We start from the raw sequence: 16,354 nt of genomic DNA, 5'->3' as shown, positions 1-16,354 counted from the left end.
CCTGTCAGTAGGGGAATTCGCGACTGTCCGATCACGTGCCCCATAGGACGCGGACTGCGCTCCATCAAAACTTCGTCTGACCCCATCAATCCGCCCGTCGTGCTACGAAATCACAACACCGGGCGATCTGAAACTTCGGCTATGCGCGGTGGTATTTTGAAATTCCGAGCACGCACATGGACCTCTCGAAGATCAAGACGCTGATCGACTTTGTCGGACGATCTAATATTACCGAGCTGACCGTGACGGAAAAGGACGTGACGGTTCGGATTTTCCGAACGGCAGCGAGCCAGGAGGCTGTCGCCGAACCCGAGCAAAAGCCGAGACCGATCGCCGGTGCGCCCTCGGGCGTCGAGCAAACCTCTCATGCGGTGACGGCGCCTGTTTTCGGCGTTCTCCACAAGGCCCCGGCGCCCGGGGAACCACCATTTGTCGCGATCGGAGACGCGGTGGAGGAGGGGCAGACGCTCTTCATCATCGAGGCGATGAAGGTCTTCAACACGATCACCGCACCGCGGGCCGGGCGCATCATGCGCCTGACCGAAATAGACGGCGGAGAGGTCGAGACCGGCGATCTGCTGGCGGAGATTGTCTGATGCCGGAAACATCTGAACAACCCGCTGTCTCAGGGCGCCGCTTCGATTCCGTCCTCATCGCCAATCGCGGCGAGATCGCAGCACGGATTCAGCGTGCCTGTCGCGAGCTCGGTCTTACGACAGTCGCCATCTGCTCCGAGGCGGACAGGGAAGCGCCCTACGGCAGCACCGCTGACAGCTTTCTCTGCATCGGACCGTCGAGCGCGGCGAAAAGCTACCTCAATCAGGATACCATTCTTCTCGCGGCGCGCCTGACCGGTGCGGGCGCCATCCATCCCGGTTACGGTTTTCTGTCGGAAAATGCGGCATTCGCCGACGCCGTCGAAAAGGCAGGGCTGGTCTTCATCGGTCCGAGGGCTTCATCGATCGCGACCATGGGCGACAAGATCGCGGCCAAGCGGGCGATGATGGCAGCCGGCGTGCCCTGCGTTCCCGGGCCGGATACTGCGCTGCCCGACGATCCAGCATCGGTCGGGCGGCTCGCGCTGGAGATCGGCTATCCCGTCATCGTCAAGGCATCAGGCGGTGGCGGCGGGCGCGGCATGCGCGTCGTTCCGAAGGCCGACCAGTTGCTTGAAGCGATCGCGCTGACCCGGGAAGAAGCCCGCAAGGCTTTCGGCTCACCCTCGCTCTATATGGAGAAGTTCCTCCAGCATCCGCGCCATATCGAGATACAGGTTCTTTGCGACGACCACGGGAATGCCGTGTGGCTGGGGCATCGAGACTGCTCGATGCAGCGCCGCCATCAGAAGGTTGTGGAGGAGGCGCCGGCGCCTGGAATCGCGCCCGACATCATCCGGCCGGTCGGCATGGCCTGCGTCGAGGCCTGCCGGCAGATCGGCTACCGGGGCGTCGGAACTTTCGAATTTCTCTATGAGAACGGCGCTTTCTATTTCATCGAAATGAACACGCGGCTTCAGGTCGAGCATCCCGTCACCGAGATGACGAGCGAGGTCGATATCGTCCAGGCGCAGATAAAGGCGGCCCAGGGTGAGGTTCTGAACCTCGTCCAAAGTGAGGTGATCTGCAAAGGCCATTCTTTCGAATGCCGCATCAACGCCGAAGATCCCGACACCTTCCTGCCGTCGGCGGGTGTCATCACCCATCTGGCTTTGCCGCAGGGGCCGGGCATCCGCGTCGATACGCACATCCATGCCGGCTATAAGGTCTCGCCCTATTACGACTCGCTGATCGCCAAACTGATCGTGCATGCGCCGACGCGGGTGAAAGCCATGGCAAGAATGTGCGAAGCGCTTGCCGGCACCGAGGTCGAGGGAATCGCCACCAATATTCCCTTCCTGCGCGCCCTGTTCGAGGACCATGCTTTCGCCCGTGGCGAGACGGACATTCACTATCTCGAACAATGGCTAAAGCTGCGGAGGGCGGCGGCATGAGTTCGATTGATTTCAGCGATCCGGCCACCATTGCCCAGCTGACCCAAGCACTGACGGCCGCCGGAGTGGACGGGCTGGAAATCTCCCGTCCGGGCGCACAGCTTCGCATCGTCATTTCGGGGGAGGGGGAGGCGCGAATCAGCGCGACGGAGGCAGCGCCGCGCGCGCCGGGCTCAACACAGACGGTCGTGAAGGCGCCGATGGCGGGCCACTTCTGTGTCGAACATCCGGCCGCCTCCGCCGTGCCGCAAAATTTGCCGCGGTCCGTGTCCGACACCGATATCCTCGGCTTCATCAGGGTAGCGGATGTGCTGCTCCCCCTTCGCGCCGCCAGCTCCGGCGTTATGACCAGGCTGCTCGCCGCGCCCGGCGCGCTGGTGGGCTACGGCGATCCTCTGTTCGAAATCGAGTTCCCATCATGATCGTCACGACGAACAGGCATGCTTCGCAACGCGAGATCGTTCCGGCCACAAAAAGCCGCGCAAGGGTTTCCTCGATCGGCGCCAGGGCCTTCCTGCTCGAGACGCCCGGTGAATTCGACCTTGCCGCGCAGCGGCGGATCTGGGCTCTCTCCCAGACCGTGAAAGGCTGGGCGGACCTTGCGGAAGACATTCCGGGGATGACCAATCTGCTGGTGATTTTCAAGGAGACGCCCGAGGACCCCGATGCGGTGGTCGCACGGCTGCTGGAGGCCTGGGCGAATGCTGAGAGCATCGATCTCGATGGCAAGACCATCGAGATCCCCGTCCATTACGGCGGCGAACACGCGACCGATCTTCCGGCCCTTTGCGATCTCTCGGGCTTAAGCGACCGCGAAGTGGTGCGCATCCATCATCAAGCGACCTATCGTGTTTTCGCTTTGGGAAGCGCTCCCGGCTTCGGCTATCTGCATGGTCTCGACCCACGTATCTACATGCCACGGAAGACCGTCCCCTCGCTGAAGATGGCGAAGGGCTGCGTGACCATCGGCGGCATGCAGACCGGCGTCGCCATGCTGACAGGCCCGAACGGCTGGAATTCCATAGGCTTCGCGACACTTGAAATGTTCGATCCCGCCTCGCCGATCCCGGCCATGATGGCGCCGGGAGATACGGTCCGCTTCCTGCCGGCGAGGATCGAGCTATGATCGAGATCTTGGAAAGCGGCCCTTTCAATACGGTGCAGGATCTCGGCCGCTCCGGCTATCGCGATATCGGCGTATCGGCGAGCGGCGCGATGGATCCGCTTGCGGTCCGGATCGGCAATATTCTCGTCGGCAACGACGAGAACGCTGCCGTGGTCGAAGTGCAGACCTTCCCGTTCCGCCTGCGTTTCCAGCGGCGCATCGCCTTTGCCGTGACCGGCGCCGACGGCAATCCCCATCTCGACGGATCGGAACGGCTTGCCTGGTGCGCCTATGTCGCCGAGCCCGGACAGGTTCTCGAACTGAAGCAGCCTCCGCGGCTGGCGCGCTCCTACGTCGCGCTCGGCGGCGGGCTGGATATCCCGGTCGTCATGGGCTCGCGCAGCACGTCGCTCCGCGGCGGCTTCGGAGGCAATGCAGGCCGGCCACTGGCGAAAGGCGATCGGATCGCGGTCGGCGAGGACGCGGAGATTGCCATGCTGCCGGCCATGGGCCTCGCCGTCGTCGAACCGGCGACAGCACTCAGCGATGTCTTTCCTGCCCCGGTCGACGGCGTATTGCCGATCCGCGCCCTGCCGGCTGGCGAGCATGAGCTTTTCGCCGGAGACGGCGCAGCCTTCTGGAGCCAGATGTGGAGGATTTCCTCCCGAAGCGACCGGACCGGCTACCGCTTGTCAGGCGAACCCATCAAGCCGGTGGCATCGATCGAGATGCGCTCCCACGGTGTCGTGCCCGGCGTTATCCAGGTGCCGCCCGGTGGCGAACCGATCGTGCAAATGAGCGATGCGAACACCGCCGGCGGATATCCGAAAATCGCCGGCGTGATCGAATGCGATCTCTGGCGGCTGGGACAGGCCCGCATCGGCACCCGCCTGAGCTTTGTTCGCTCGACACACGCCGAAGCGCGCGCTGTCGAACAGGCCGTCACTAGCTATGTCGATGACGTCAGACGGACGTCCCGGATGGTCAAGCGCGCTTTGAAGGCGATGGCTTAGGACCCTCATAAGGAGGAACTCATGAAGATCGATCTGAATTCCGATATGGGCGAAGGATTTGGTCCCTACCGGCTGTGCGACGACGAAGCGATGATGAAAATCGTCTCCTCGGCCAACATCGCCTGCAGTTTCCACGGCGGCGATCCCGACACGATGGCGCGCATGGTCCGGCTCGCCAAGCTCAACGGCGTCGGCATCGGCGCTCATCCCGGCCTGCCCGACCGGCTCGGTTTCGGCCGGCGCGAAATACCGTTTTCGGCAGACGAGCTTCGCCAGCAGATGCTCTATCAGCTCGGCGCCCTGATGGCGATCGCGAGAGCCGAGCGGGTCACCGTCTCTCATATCAGCTTCCATGCGGCCATGGGCAGTATGGTCAATCGCGACCCCGTCCTCGCCGACCTGATGATGGATGCGATCGCTACCGTGGACCCCGGTCTCGTGGTCTTCGTCACGTCGGGCAGCGAGATCGAATTGGCGGCCAGACGCGCGCGCCTGAAGACGCTGGCGCTTTTCCTCGCGGACCGTGCCTATGATGCCGACGGCAAACTCGTCGCGCGCGGGCTCCCGGGCGCCGTCATCAAGGACGAAGCCTCGGTGCGCGCCCGGGTGCGGCAATTCCTGCTCGACGGGACCGTCCAGACGATCGACGGCGCCGTGATCGCCATGCCGGCACGCTCCATCCTCGTTCACAGCGACACGCCCGGCGCCCTCGAACTGGCCGGCATCGTGCGCGGCGAGATCGAAGCCAGCGGCGCGGCACTCGCTCCCGCTGCCGAACTCGCCGAATGACACAATCCCGATCGCCCGCGGGCGATCCATAACTCCAATCCCTCACCGAAGGACCATTCCGATGTCCATCAAAGCCGACCGCCTGAAAAACGTCTCGATATCCGCATCCGCCGCCATGACCCAGCGGGCCAGGGAGCTCGCCGCCAAAGGGATCAAAGTCGTCAGCCTCTCCTCCGGCGAACCGGATTTCCTCACGCCGGCGCACGCCATCGAAGCGGCGCATGCGGCGGCTCTCGCGGGCGATACGAAATATCCGCCGATGGACGGCACGCCGGCCCTCAAGGCCGCGATCATCAGGAAATTCAAGCGCGACAATAATCTCGATTATGACGCCAGCCAGATCGTCGTCTCGGGCGGCGGCAAGCAGGTGATCTTCAATGCGATGCTCGCCACCTGCAATCCGGGCGACGAGGTCGTCATTCCGACACCCTCCTGGGTCAGCTATGCCGACATCGTCAAATTCGCCGGCGGCGTCCCTGTCGCCGTTCCCTGCCACGAACAGACCGGCTTCAAGCTGCGCCCGGAGGATCTGGAGGCGGCAATTACACCACGCACCAAATGGCTCTTCCTGAATTTTCCGAATAATCCCACCGGTGCGGCCTGCTCCCGGGCCGAGATGGCCGCCATTGCCGAGGTCATGCTGCGCCATCCCCACGTCTGGATCATGACCGACGATATTTACGAGCACCTGGTCTATGACGACTTCCAGTTCTGCACCATGGCGGAAGTCGAGCCGAGGCTCTATGAGCGCGTCCTGACGATGAACGGCGTCTCCAAGGCTTACGCGATGACGGGCTGGCGGCTCGGTTTCTGCGCCGGCTCGAAAGAGTTGATGGCAGCCATCAGCAACGTCAACGGTCAGAACGGCGGCGGCATCGCGACACTCACCCAGGCAGCCGCGACCGCGGCGCTCGACGGACCTCAGGATCTCCTGAAGGAGCGGGCGGCGATCTACAAGACACGACGCGACTTCGTCCTCGACAAATTGTCCGAGGTCGAAGGGCTGCGCTGCCACAGGCCGGAAGGCGCCTTCTACATCTATCCCAACATCTCCGGGCTGATCGGCAAGACGAGCAAGGGCGGGCGCAAGATCGAAACGGATGTCGATTTCGTTATGGCGCTCGTGGAAGAGCATCATGTCGCGACCGTGCAAGGCGCGGCTTACGGAATGAGCCCCTTCTTCCGCATTTCCTACGCCACCAGCATGGAAAAACTCGGCGAGGGCTGCGCCCGCATTGCCGAGTTCTGCAGGGATATGCGCTGACCGGCAGCCCCCGTCTCAGTCTTTCAGCCGCGCTGTGAGCTCGAGGAGGATGTCCCGGACGGCAAGCGCCGGCTCCGACAGGGGATTCTGGTCGGAAACGCAAAGCGACAGGGTTTCCTCAATCCGCGGAGAGACGAGCCGGCAGATCAACGGCTCGCTCGATTCCGATACGATACGATCGGCGATGGCCTTCGGCATGATGGTCGCGCCGAGACCGTCGCCGACCGCGCGTCCCAGGGTGCGGACGATCTCGACTTCCGCCACGACCTTCAAATTGGTGCGGGTGCGCGTGAAGGCGGTATCGACTGCGCGTCGGACAAAATTATAGGCCGGCGGCAGCAGCATCGGTATCCCATCGAGAGCGTTGACCGCGACAGGTTTCGCATCCGCCTCGATCGCAAAATCGCGATGTGCGACCAGGAAAAATTCCTCGCTGAGGATCGGTTCGAACCGCACGCCTTTGATTGGTCCGGTTCCATGCAGAAGGGCCATCTCCAGCCGGCCGTTCATGATCATCTGGCTATAGGTCTGACCCACGCTTTCGGTCAGATGCAGCAGGATGCCGGGATGCCGCTTCCGCGTCTCCGCCAGCAGATCGACCGACAACGTGGCAGCGCTGCTGAAAGGAACCAGACCGACGGATACGCGCCCGGCCAAGGAATTGCCGGCCGCTGATGCATCCGCTTGCGCCTGCTCCATCTGCCGGAGGATAATCTGGGCGTGGCGATACACCGCATGGCCCGCATCGGTCATGCTGACACCCTGCTGGCTGCGGATCAAAAGCTTCTGGCCGAAATGCTCCTCCAGCGCCGCCAACTGCTGGCTGAGCGCCGGCTGCGCGATATGCAAAAGATCCGCCGCGCGCGTGATGCTGCCGCTGTCGACGATCACGATGAAGGATTTAAGGCGTCTGATGTCCATGAGGATCGGGGAACCGTTCTGATCTGCTGGGATGGCATGTTTGCAGACGCGTATAGCTTTTGCAACGCGACGCGATCGTCAACCGGCCGGGCCTTGCTGAGGCACGAACACTGCCAATAGCGCCGACATCGCATCTTTCTCTTCTTCGGCAGCCGCGCAAGGCTCCATAACCGTTGCTTATTGCTCCAGAGATAATCGGTCTTAGGCAAGGAGTTAAAGCTTCGCTACTCTCTCGATCAACAACAAGGGAACGACAATGCCATTCTCCGACTACAAGACCGCACTGGTAACCGGCGCATCCTCCGGAATCGGCGCAGCCGTTGTCGAGCGGCTCCGCCGGGAGAACATCGAGGTCCATGCCGTTGCCCGCAGCACTGAGGCGCTGCAGCAGCTGGCCGCGCGGACCGGCTGCATCCCTCATGCCATCGATGTGACCGACCGCAAGGCGATGGCCGAGCTCGCGGATCGGGTGGAATACGACATTCTCGTCAACAATGCCGGCGTCGACCGGCCGAAGAAGTTCCTCGAAGCCGACGAAGGCGACATCGATCTCATCGTCGACGTCAATCTGCGGGCGGTGCTGCACCTCTGCCGCCTGGTGGTGCCCGGCATGGTGGCGCGCGATCGCGGCCATGTCATCAATATCTCGTCGATCGCCGGCGCCTACAATTTCGGCGGCAACTCGTCCTATCACGCCACCAAGGCGGGGGTGAGCATGCTGTCCAACCAGCTGCGCATCGACGCCTTTGGCAAGCGGGTTCGGGTCACGGAAATCTGCCCCGGCCGGGTCGCTACCGACATCTTCAATCACGTCCACGGCAATGACCCCAGCGTCCGGGAACGGTTCATCGACGGTTTCGAATTGCCGCAGGCAGCCGATATCGCCGATGCGATCGCCTTCGCTATCGCAGCTCCCGTCGCGGTCAACATCGGGCATATGGAGATCACCCCGACGCTGCAGGTCATGGGCGGCCTGCAGACGGCCAAGCCGCAGCCTGTGGCGAAGACGGATCAATCCGGGGAGCCAAAACCGTGAGCGGCTTCGACCTTTCGGCGATCCTCGGAAATCCGGAATATGCCGCCATGCTGCTGCATGGCATCGAGATGACCTTCATCATCTATGCCGGATCCTGGTTGCTGGCGATGACGCTGGCGCTTCTGCTGCTGGGTCTGCGTCTGTCCCCCTTTCGCTTCGGCGATCCGTTGGTCGCCGCTTACGTTTCCTATCACCGCAACGTCCCGACGCTGGTGCAGCTCATGCTCTGGTATTTCGGGATCTTCACGCTGATGCCGAGCGGCATCGCGAATTGGCTTGCAAGCCACAATGCAGAATCCATCTTCGCGGTGATCGGGCTGGGGCTCTGCCAGGCTGCCTATTTCAGCGAAGATCTTCGTTCCGGCGTGCGCTCGGTCGGTGACGGCCAGATGCAGGCGGCCCGTGCACTGGGCCACGGCTACGTCTCGGCGATGCGTTTCGTCATCATGCCGCAAGGCGTGCGCAACGCTCTGCCGCCGCTCATCAATCACAGCGTCTCCCTGTTCAAGAACAGCAGCCTCGCCGTCGTCATCGGCGCGTCGGAACTGACGCATGCCGTCAAGGAAATCGAGAACCTCAGTTTCCGCACCTTCGAGATCTACCTGATCGGCACGGTTCTCTACCTCTTCTTTTCCCTCGTGATCATGAGCATCGGCGCCTATCTGTCGATGCGCGCCGATCCTGCCCGGAGTGCCCGCGCATGATCCAGGACATGATCGCCATCATCAAAGACTATTGGCTGCTGCTCTTGATCGGCCAATATCCGAACGGACCGCTCGGCGGGCTTGCCAATACGCTGATCCTCTCGGCGCTCAGCATCACTCTCGCCTTTCCGGCCAGCATTCTGTTTGCAATGGCGCGGCTCTCCAAGTCGCGGCTGCTGCGCTGGCCGGTCACCGCGCTCGTCTATTTCACCCGCGGCGTGCCGCTTCTGATGCTCATCCTGTGGAGCTATTTCCTGGTGCCGCTCTTGACCGGCGCCGATGTGCCGAGCTTCGTCACCATGCTGACGACGCTCGTGGTCTATCAGAGCGCGTTTCTCAGCGAAGTCGTCCGCGCCGGCATCGTTGCGCTCGGACCCGGCCAGATGGACGCGGCGCGTGCGCTTGGCCACGGCTATATGGGCGCGATGCGCTACATCATCCTGCCGCAGGCGCTCTACAACATGATCCCGAGCATCCTCTCCACTTTCGTCTCGACGATCAAGGATACGACGCTCGGCTATGTGATCAATGTGCCGGATCTCACCTTTGCGGCAAGCCAGGTCAACAACCAGCTCCTGACGCAGCCCTTCCAGGTCTTCCTCATCCTGGCGATCGTCTACTTCATCATCTGCTGGACGCTCACCTACTTCGCAAATCGCTTAGAGCGGCGCATCACGCGCCGGCGCGCCGGACTTCTCAACGTTCCCTCGGCGACTGTGGCCGCGCCATCGAAAATCGTATCGGAGCAGCTATGACCATGTCAGTTTCCGCGCAGGAATCGCAGACGATCCGGCTTTCGCAGGTCTGCAAGAGCTACGGCGACTATCCGGTCCTGAAGAACATCGATGCTGAAGTCGCGCGCGGCGAGGTGGTCGTCATCTGCGGTCCATCCGGTTCGGGAAAATCCACGCTGATCCGCACGATCAATCGTCTCGAAGAGATCAACAGCGGATCGATCTCGCTCGACGGACAGAACATCCATGCGTCGATGCGGGCGAAGGAACTCAACGCGATGCGAAGCCGGATCGGCTTCGTCTTCCAGAACTTCAACCTGTTCCCGCATCTTTCCGTGGCTGAAAACGTCTCGATGTCGCCGATCCGGGTGAAGGGCGTGGCGCCCGATGTCGCGCAGGAGAAGGCGCTCAAACTTCTCGACCGCGTCGGCCTCGCTGACAAGGCCCGAGCCTATCCCGGCCAACTGTCGGGCGGCCAGCAGCAGCGTGTGGCGATCGCCCGCGCCCTTGCGATGGAGCCGCCGGTGATGCTGTTCGACGAGCCGACGAGCGCGCTCGATCCCGAAATGGTCGGCGAAGTTCTGGCCGTGATGAAGAGCCTGGCATCGGAAGGCATGACCATGCTCTGCGTCACCCATGAAATGGGCTTCGCGCGCGAGGTCGCGGATCGGATCTGGTTCATCGATGCCGGCCAGATCATCGAAATGGCGACGCCTGAAAATTTCTTCAGCAATCCGACCCATCCTCGGGCTCAGCGTTTCCTCGCTGATCTCAGGCATTGATACCAACCATCAAAAACAAAGGAGAACAGCAATGAACTGGAAATACCTGAGCCTCACCGTCGCATTGGCCGGCCTGGCGGCGGCGATGCCCGCGAAAGCCGATCAGCTCGACAACATCATGTCGGCAAAGACCCTGCGCTGCGCGACTTTCGCCGACGTTCCTCCCTTCGCTTCGCCCGATCCGAAGACCCGCGAAATGGCCGGTTTCGACGTCGATCTCTGCGGTGCCATCGCCAAGGAATTGGGCGTCAAGGCAGAAATCAAGCCGGTTTCGGTCGAGGCCCGCGTGCCCGAGGTCAAGCTTGGCCGCGTCGACATCACCGTTGCTAACCTTGCCTATACGCTGAGCCGCGCCGAACAGATCCAGTTCAGCGATCCCTATTACCTCGCCAAGGAAATGCTGATCGTGCCGGCGGACGATGCCGGCAAGACGAAGGCCGATTATGCAGGCCAGCGCATCGCTTCAACCAAGGGCTCGACTTCGGAAATGTCGATCAAGCTCAACAAATCGGAACCGCTGACGTTCCAGGATACCGCCTCGGCCTATCTCGCCGTTCAGCAGGGCAAGGCGCGCGGCATGGTGGCCAACACCATGACGACGACCAAGTTTGTCAATGAATCGAAGAGCAAGGGCAAGGAAATGCGGATGATCGAAGAGCCGATGCTCTACCAGCCGATCGGCATCGGCATGGCCAAGGATCAGCCGGCGCTCACCGCCAAGATCAACGAAATCCTGCACAAGCTCGATGAGTCCGGCGAGATCAACAAGATCTGGGACAAGTGGCTCGGCCCGAGCACCGAATACAAGATGACCCGTACCGACAAAGTCGTGCCGCTCGCGCAGCTGAAATTCGACCCGATCCCGTAGACCAACCGGTCTCGGAACCTCCCGAAGACAATTCAACCGAGATCAGACGGCGGGATATGCCCGCCGTCTACCAACGAGGTGAGGCATCCATGATCCATATAAAAGATATCGCTGAACGGCCCAGCAAAGCCGACGTCGAGGCCGTTTCCAGATTTTCGCCGGCGACCATCCACGAAGCCCAGGGACGCCGCGGCGCACTCTCCTCGCGGCTCAAGCCCGTCGACTACCGCATGAAACTCTGCGGTCCGGCATTCACGGTCAAATGCGCGCCGCGCGACAACATCATGCTGCAGCTCGCCATCAACTACGCAAAGCCGGGCGACATCATCGTCGTCTCGGCCGGTGAATACGAAGAGGCCGGTTCCTTCGGTGACGTGCTTGCCAATGCCTGCCTGGCAAAGGGCATCGGCGGTCTCGTCACCGACACCGGCGTGCGCGACACGTTGCAACTGCGGGAACTCGGTTTTCCGGTCTTCTCGCTCAGCGTCTGCATCAAGGGGACGGTCAAGGAAACCATCGCGGCGGTAAACGATCCGATCATCGTCGGCGGCGAAACCATCAATCCCGGCGATATCATCGTCGGCGATGCCGACGGTCTGGTGGTCGTGCGCAGGCAGGAAGCGCAGGAGGCCGCCCGACTGTCGCAGGCGCGCGAAGATGCCGAAGCCGGCTATATCGCAGCCTACAAGGCGGGCAAATCGGTCATCGACGTCAGCAATCTGGCACCGGTGCTGAAAGCCAAGGGCCTTGTCCTCGACATCTGAGACGATCGCTTCACTCCCAGCCCGCGCCGACTCTCCGGTCGCGGGCTCAGATATTCTCAGGCGTCACGATTTCGAAGGTGATGGTCCGCTGGATCGTACTGCCCGACCCACCCTGGACGATCGTCTCGATCATTGTCTCAACCAGAATCGCGGAGGTCTGTTCCAGCGGATGACAGAGCGCCGCGGTAATCATCCCTTCTGATAGACCTTTTCGCGTCTCCGGGCCAATGTCCCGGCAGACGAGACGGATGGTTCGGCGCCGTTCCTGAGGAACTTCTCTCAGAGCCCGCAACACTCCTGAAATGCCGCCGCCGACGATCAGGATGCCGGTAAGGTCGTCCGTCGTCGCCAGCAGTTCCTTGACCATCCGGTAGGCCTCGTTCGGCTCCTCATGCGTGGGGCGGCTGTCCTCGATGGTCAGATGTGGCGCATGTTCGCGCACATAAGAGCGGAAGCTCGCATCGGAGACGTCCTGACATTGGTAACGGTGGTTGCCAATGAAGACGGCAATGCGCCCCGGTCCGTGGGTCATGTTGGAGATCAGCCATGCCGCCGTCCGGCCCATTTTCCAATTGTCGGCTCCGACATAGGCGGCGCGTTCCCGGGCGGATTGGTCGGTAATATAGGCGATAACAGGCTTGCCCTTCTCATGTAGCTCGCGAATGGCCTGGGCGATGACCGGGTGATCGGCGGCGACCACGGCGACGGCGTCACAATTTGCCCCGAGTGCCTTGAGCCGACCGGCAATATTTTCCGGCGTCAACAGATCCACGAAATCGACCACGGGATCGATGATTTCGTCACGCCTGGCGCGGCACGCCTCGACGATCTTCTTGCCGAACAACTGGTAGAGCTCGCGGCTGGATTGCTGCAGCAGAAAGCCGAGCCGGTATTTCGGCACCGACTTGCGCAACCGGTCCTCGATTGCGCCGGCCCCGTAAAAGCCGATCCGTTCGGCCGCAGCTTGGACGCGCTGCACCGTCGTGCCTTTGACGGAAGCGGTGCCGGCCAGAATCCGATTGACGGTCGCAATGGAGACATCGGCCTCCTTGGCAAGGTCGGAGATGGTCGGCCGCCGCATGATTATTCTCTCCATCGTCGGAACGTTCGTATCATTGTGATTGATACTCTGTGATACTTTATGCATGTTTAGTATGATTTCACATTTCGAGAATTTCAAGCGGTGATATGTTTCTCTTCACGGTCACGCCAGGGAGGCGGACCATGGGAGGAGATTGAGATGACTAAATTTCGCCGCCTCGCGGCAACCGTGTCGGCTGCCGCCGTTATGATCTGCACCGCCACGGCCGTTATGGCCGCCAACATCTTCGTCGTGGGCGGAAAGCCGGACGATCCCTTCTGGTCGATCGTCAAGCGAGGCGCCGAGGATGCCGGCAAGGTCGCCGAAGCGCAGGGCGGCAAGGTCGTCTGGCTCGGCCCCCAGAACTACGACAATCTTGGCGTCGATGCGGCCGAGCTGATCCGTCAGGCGATCGACCAGGGCGCCGATGCGATCGTCGGTCCAGACTGGGTGCCGGAAGCCATGGATCCCGCCTTCAAAGCGGTCGTCGACAAGAAAATTCCGCTGGTTATCTATAATGCCGGCGGAATCGAAGCCGCCGACCGTCTTGGCGCGATGAACTATGTCGGCTCCAACGACTATCTATCCGGCAAGGCAGCGGGCACCTACTTCGCCAAGCATGATCTCAAGAACGCCGTCTGCCTCAATACGCTGCCCGGTGCGGCAAACATCGAAGCCTTCTGCAAAGGCATGACCGATGGTGTGACCGAAGGTGGCGGCACCGGTTCGGCGCTGCCGCTGCCGGCGACCTCGTTCGGTTCGGCAACCGCCGTGGCGCAGGCCCTCAAGGCACATCTTCTGCAGCATCCCGAGATCAAGGCCGTCTTCGCGATCGGCAACGTCGACACGAATTCGGCGGTCAACGGTGTGACGCAGGCCGGCAAGCAGGGGCAGGTGAAGGTCTGCGGCATGAATATGGATGAGACCGTTCTGAACAATATCAAGAGCGGCAGCCAACTTTGCGCGATCGACCAGCAGGGTTACCTGCAGGGCTACCTCGCAGTCTCGATCCTGAACGGCAACGTCAACTACGGCCTCACCGTACCGACGCGTGAGATCCTGACCGGGCCCGGCGTCATCGACGCCTCCAACGTCGACGCCACCCTGGCAGGTGTGAAGGCCGGCGCCCGGTAAGGGGATCGGCCGAACGTCGGAAGCTGCCTGCCCCTCACGCAAGCGGCTTCCATTCTTTCAAAAGCGCCGGCCGTATCGGTCGCGCGGCTTTATGGTGGTGTCAAATGAACGCGAGAAACGATGTCCTCGCCTCTTCGGTTCCTTCGAGCGGCCATGCCAAGGCGACCATCGGTCAGCTTTCCCGGCGCCCTGAAGCCGGCTCGTTGCTGGGCTTGATTGCGGTGTTCGTCTTCTTCGCCCTGCTGGGCGGCAAGGTTTTCCTGTCCGCTGCAGGCTATGCAAGCTGGCTTAACGTCGCCGCCGAGATCGGTATCGTCGCGCTGCCGATCGGGCTCCTGATGATCGCAGGTGAAATGGACCTGTCGATCGGCGCGGTGATCCCGGCATCATCGCTGACGGTGGCGATCATATCAGGCCACTACGGCCTCCCCGAGATCGTGGGAATTTCCGCCGGCCTAGGCGTCGGGCTGATCGTCGGGCTCTTCAATGGCTATCTGGTCAATCGCACCCGCGTGCCGTCTTTGATCATCACCATCGGTTCCATGTTCGGCGTCATGGGATTGACGCTGGGCTTCACCGTGCTCATTGCCGGCAGCACCGGCGTATCGCTCGTGCCGAGCCCGACCGTCAAGGCGATCCTTGGCGATTTCATCGGCGGCATGTTCCAGGTGACGGTCTTCTGGTGGGTCCTGTTCGTGGCGGCGTTTTTCTGGCTGCTGCACATCTCGCCCGTCGGCAACTGGATCTTCGCTCTCGGTGGCGACAAGGTCTCGGCCCGTAACGCCGGCATTCCGACGCAAAGGTTGACCATCGCGCTTTACATGATGTCGGGCTTTTCCGCCGCCTTCGTCGGCGTCAGCCAGGTGCTTGTCTATCAAAGTGCGCAGGTGCTCGGCGGGCAATCCTTCATCTTCAATTCGATCATGTGCGTGGTGATCGGCGGCGTTCTTCTGACTGGAGGCGCCGGATCGGTGGTCGGCATCGTCTTCGGCACGCTGACTTTCGCGATCGTCAATCAGGGCATCTATTTCACCGGCATTGACCCGAACCTCGGCAGCGTCATCATCGGGGCGCTCCTGCTGCTCGCCGTGATGATGAATGACAAGTTCCGGCTGATGGCGATGTCCTACGCGGCGAAAAAGAAGAAGTGAGGGCAGGGAGATGAACGGCTTTTCCATTGGATTGTTTGTGCGCCGTCCGGAATTCGGCGCCATGTTGAGCTTCGTCGCGGTGATCGCCTTCTATGTCGCCTTCGGCGGAGTGAGCCTCGGCGCGCTCTTCGGCGCGGCAAGCTGGATCAATTTCGCGGCTAATCTCGGCATCGTCGCCTTGCCCGTCGGCCTCCTCATGATATCAGGCGAACTCGATATCTCGATCGGCGCGATGATCCCGGCGGGCTCGATGACGATCGCCATTCTCTCGGGCTATTACGAATTGCCGATCGTCGTCGGCATGCTCGGTGCGCTCGCCATCGGTGTTGTCGTGGGACTGCTTAATGGTTTCCTGGCGGTGCGCACCAGCGTGCCCTCGCTGATCATCACGCTGGGCACGCTGGTCGCGGTGCAGGGTCTCGTCCTTGCAGGATCGGTCATTCTGACCGGAGCCGCTTCGGTTCCGCTCAATGCACCGGCCTGGGCCAAGACCCTGTTCGGCGATCTCATTCAGGGCAAATTCCAGGTGATCATTCTGTGGTGGGTCGCGCTGACCGTAGTCTTTGGCTTCGTTCTGCACGCAACACGCTACGGCAACTGGATCTTCGCGATGGGAGGAGACGAGGTCAGCGCGCGCAACGCCGGCATCCCGACAGACCGCCTGAGAATCGCTCTTTTCGTTCTGTCGAGCACGGCCGCCTCTTTCGTCGGAATGTGCGGCGCCATCCTCTTCAATTCCGCGCAGGTCTCGGGCGGCATGAACTACATCTTCAATACGATCGTCTCGATCGTGGTGGGCGGCGTGCTGCTTACCGGCGGCTTCGGCTCCGTGGCCGGGATCTTTCTCGGTGCACTGACCTTCGCCGTCGTCAACCAGGGCATTTACTTCACCGACATCGACCGCAACTGGTCCAACCTGTTCATCGGCGTGATGCTGATGGCCGCCGTTCTGATGAACGACACGTTCCGGCAGATGGCGTTGAGCTTCGTGTCGAAGAAAAACAAGTGAGCTTCAACC

18 protein-coding genes are annotated in these 16,354 nt (G+C 61.8%); 16 read left to right on the top strand and 2 right to left on the bottom strand.

Annotated features, from left to right (window positions below; genetic code table 11):
• Positions 1-176 precede the first annotated feature (176 nt).
• From QWJ46_RS19940 to QWJ46_RS19910, 7 genes are all read left to right on the top strand, one after another.
• Positions 177-596: a biotin/lipoyl-containing protein gene (locus QWJ46_RS19940; protein ID WP_302753165.1), complete on the top strand. Its 420-nt coding sequence runs from the start codon at positions 177-179 to the stop codon at positions 594-596.
• Positions 596-1,990, top strand: coding sequence for an acetyl-CoA carboxylase biotin carboxylase subunit (gene accC / locus QWJ46_RS19935; RefSeq protein WP_302753163.1), 1,395 nt, complete (start codon positions 596-598; stop codon positions 1,988-1,990). Before QWJ46_RS19940 ends, accC begins: the two co-directional genes overlap by 1 nt.
• Positions 1,987-2,412 carry an acetyl-CoA carboxylase gene (locus QWJ46_RS19930; protein ID WP_302753162.1) on the top strand — a complete coding sequence of 142 codons (426 nt, stop codon included), beginning with the start codon at positions 1,987-1,989 and terminating at the stop codon, positions 2,410-2,412. The genes accC and QWJ46_RS19930 overlap by 4 nt, the downstream gene beginning before the upstream one ends.
• Entirely contained in the window at positions 2,409-3,116 is a 708-nt protein-coding gene (gene pxpB, locus QWJ46_RS19925; RefSeq protein ID WP_302753161.1) for a 5-oxoprolinase subunit PxpB, read from the top strand. The genes QWJ46_RS19930 and pxpB overlap by 4 nt, the downstream gene beginning before the upstream one ends.
• A complete protein-coding gene (locus QWJ46_RS19920; protein ID WP_302753159.1) occupies positions 3,113-4,108 on the top strand; it encodes a biotin-dependent carboxyltransferase family protein in 996 nt (331 codons plus the stop codon). The genes pxpB and QWJ46_RS19920 overlap by 4 nt, the downstream gene beginning before the upstream one ends.
• Positions 4,109-4,129: 21 nt before the next feature.
• Positions 4,130-4,897, top strand: a complete 768-nt coding sequence (locus QWJ46_RS19915; protein ID WP_302753157.1) for a 5-oxoprolinase subunit PxpA — start codon at positions 4,130-4,132, stop codon at positions 4,895-4,897.
• A 61-nt stretch (positions 4,898-4,958) separates the two neighbouring features.
• Positions 4,959-6,161, top strand: a complete 1,203-nt coding sequence (locus tag QWJ46_RS19910; protein ID WP_302753155.1) for a pyridoxal phosphate-dependent aminotransferase — start codon at positions 4,959-4,961, stop codon at positions 6,159-6,161.
• A 15-nt stretch (positions 6,162-6,176) separates the two neighbouring features.
• On the opposite strand, the gene nac is transcribed toward QWJ46_RS19910, so the two are convergent.
• Complete coding sequence (gene nac, locus QWJ46_RS19905; RefSeq protein ID WP_302753153.1) at positions 6,177-7,082, bottom strand: nitrogen assimilation transcriptional regulator NAC; 906 nt, start codon at positions 7,080-7,082, stop codon at positions 6,177-6,179.
• Between the two features lie 256 nt (positions 7,083-7,338).
• Here nac and QWJ46_RS19900 point away from each other — a divergent pair, with 256 nt between their 5' ends.
• From QWJ46_RS19900 to QWJ46_RS19875, 6 genes are all read left to right on the top strand, one after another.
• Entirely contained in the window at positions 7,339-8,118 is a 780-nt protein-coding gene (locus QWJ46_RS19900) for an SDR family oxidoreductase (protein ID WP_302753151.1), read from the top strand.
• A complete protein-coding gene (locus tag QWJ46_RS19895; protein WP_302753149.1) occupies positions 8,115-8,822 on the top strand; it encodes an amino acid ABC transporter permease in 708 nt (235 codons plus the stop codon). Before QWJ46_RS19900 ends, QWJ46_RS19895 begins: the two co-directional genes overlap by 4 nt.
• Positions 8,819-9,577, top strand: coding sequence for an amino acid ABC transporter permease (locus tag QWJ46_RS19890; RefSeq protein ID WP_302753147.1), 759 nt, complete (start codon positions 8,819-8,821; stop codon positions 9,575-9,577). Before QWJ46_RS19895 ends, QWJ46_RS19890 begins: the two co-directional genes overlap by 4 nt.
• Entirely contained in the window at positions 9,574-10,338 is a 765-nt protein-coding gene (locus QWJ46_RS19885; RefSeq protein WP_302753145.1) for an amino acid ABC transporter ATP-binding protein, read from the top strand. The genes QWJ46_RS19890 and QWJ46_RS19885 overlap by 4 nt, the downstream gene beginning before the upstream one ends.
• Positions 10,339-10,369: 31 nt before the next feature.
• Entirely contained in the window at positions 10,370-11,206 is an 837-nt protein-coding gene (locus QWJ46_RS19880; protein WP_064819702.1) for an ABC transporter substrate-binding protein, read from the top strand.
• 89 nt (positions 11,207-11,295) lie between these two features.
• Positions 11,296-11,970 carry a 4-carboxy-4-hydroxy-2-oxoadipate aldolase/oxaloacetate decarboxylase gene (locus QWJ46_RS19875; protein WP_302753140.1) on the top strand — a complete coding sequence of 225 codons (675 nt, stop codon included), beginning with the start codon at positions 11,296-11,298 and terminating at the stop codon, positions 11,968-11,970.
• Positions 11,971-12,016: 46 nt separating this feature from the next.
• Here the strand turns inward: QWJ46_RS19875 and QWJ46_RS19870 are convergent, their stop codons facing one another.
• Positions 12,017-13,051 carry a LacI family DNA-binding transcriptional regulator gene (locus QWJ46_RS19870; protein ID WP_302753138.1) on the bottom strand — a complete coding sequence of 345 codons (1,035 nt, stop codon included), beginning with the start codon at positions 13,049-13,051 and terminating at the stop codon, positions 12,017-12,019.
• 159 nt (positions 13,052-13,210) lie between these two features.
• Here QWJ46_RS19870 and QWJ46_RS19865 point away from each other — a divergent pair, with 159 nt between their 5' ends.
• The 3 genes from QWJ46_RS19865 to QWJ46_RS19855 all read left to right on the top strand — a co-directional run bounded on the left by QWJ46_RS19865 (position 13,211) and on the right by QWJ46_RS19855 (position 16,345).
• A complete protein-coding gene (locus tag QWJ46_RS19865; RefSeq protein ID WP_302753137.1) occupies positions 13,211-14,185 on the top strand; it encodes a sugar ABC transporter substrate-binding protein in 975 nt (324 codons plus the stop codon).
• A 104-nt stretch (positions 14,186-14,289) separates the two neighbouring features.
• Positions 14,290-15,336, top strand: coding sequence for an ABC transporter permease (locus QWJ46_RS19860; protein ID WP_302753135.1), 1,047 nt, complete (start codon positions 14,290-14,292; stop codon positions 15,334-15,336).
• A gap of 10 nt (positions 15,337-15,346) precedes the next feature.
• Positions 15,347-16,345, top strand: a complete 999-nt coding sequence (locus QWJ46_RS19855) for an ABC transporter permease (protein ID WP_302753133.1) — start codon at positions 15,347-15,349, stop codon at positions 16,343-16,345.
• Positions 16,346-16,354 lie beyond the last annotated feature (9 nt).

The organism is Rhizobium sp. CBN3 (genome assembly GCF_030518245.1).
In the GTDB taxonomy this organism is placed as follows: Bacteria; Pseudomonadota; Alphaproteobacteria; order Rhizobiales; family Rhizobiaceae; genus Rhizobium; species Rhizobium aethiopicum_A.
The sequence above is the reverse complement of the archived record's forward strand: the minus strand, read 5'-3'. Positions and strand labels throughout refer to the sequence as shown.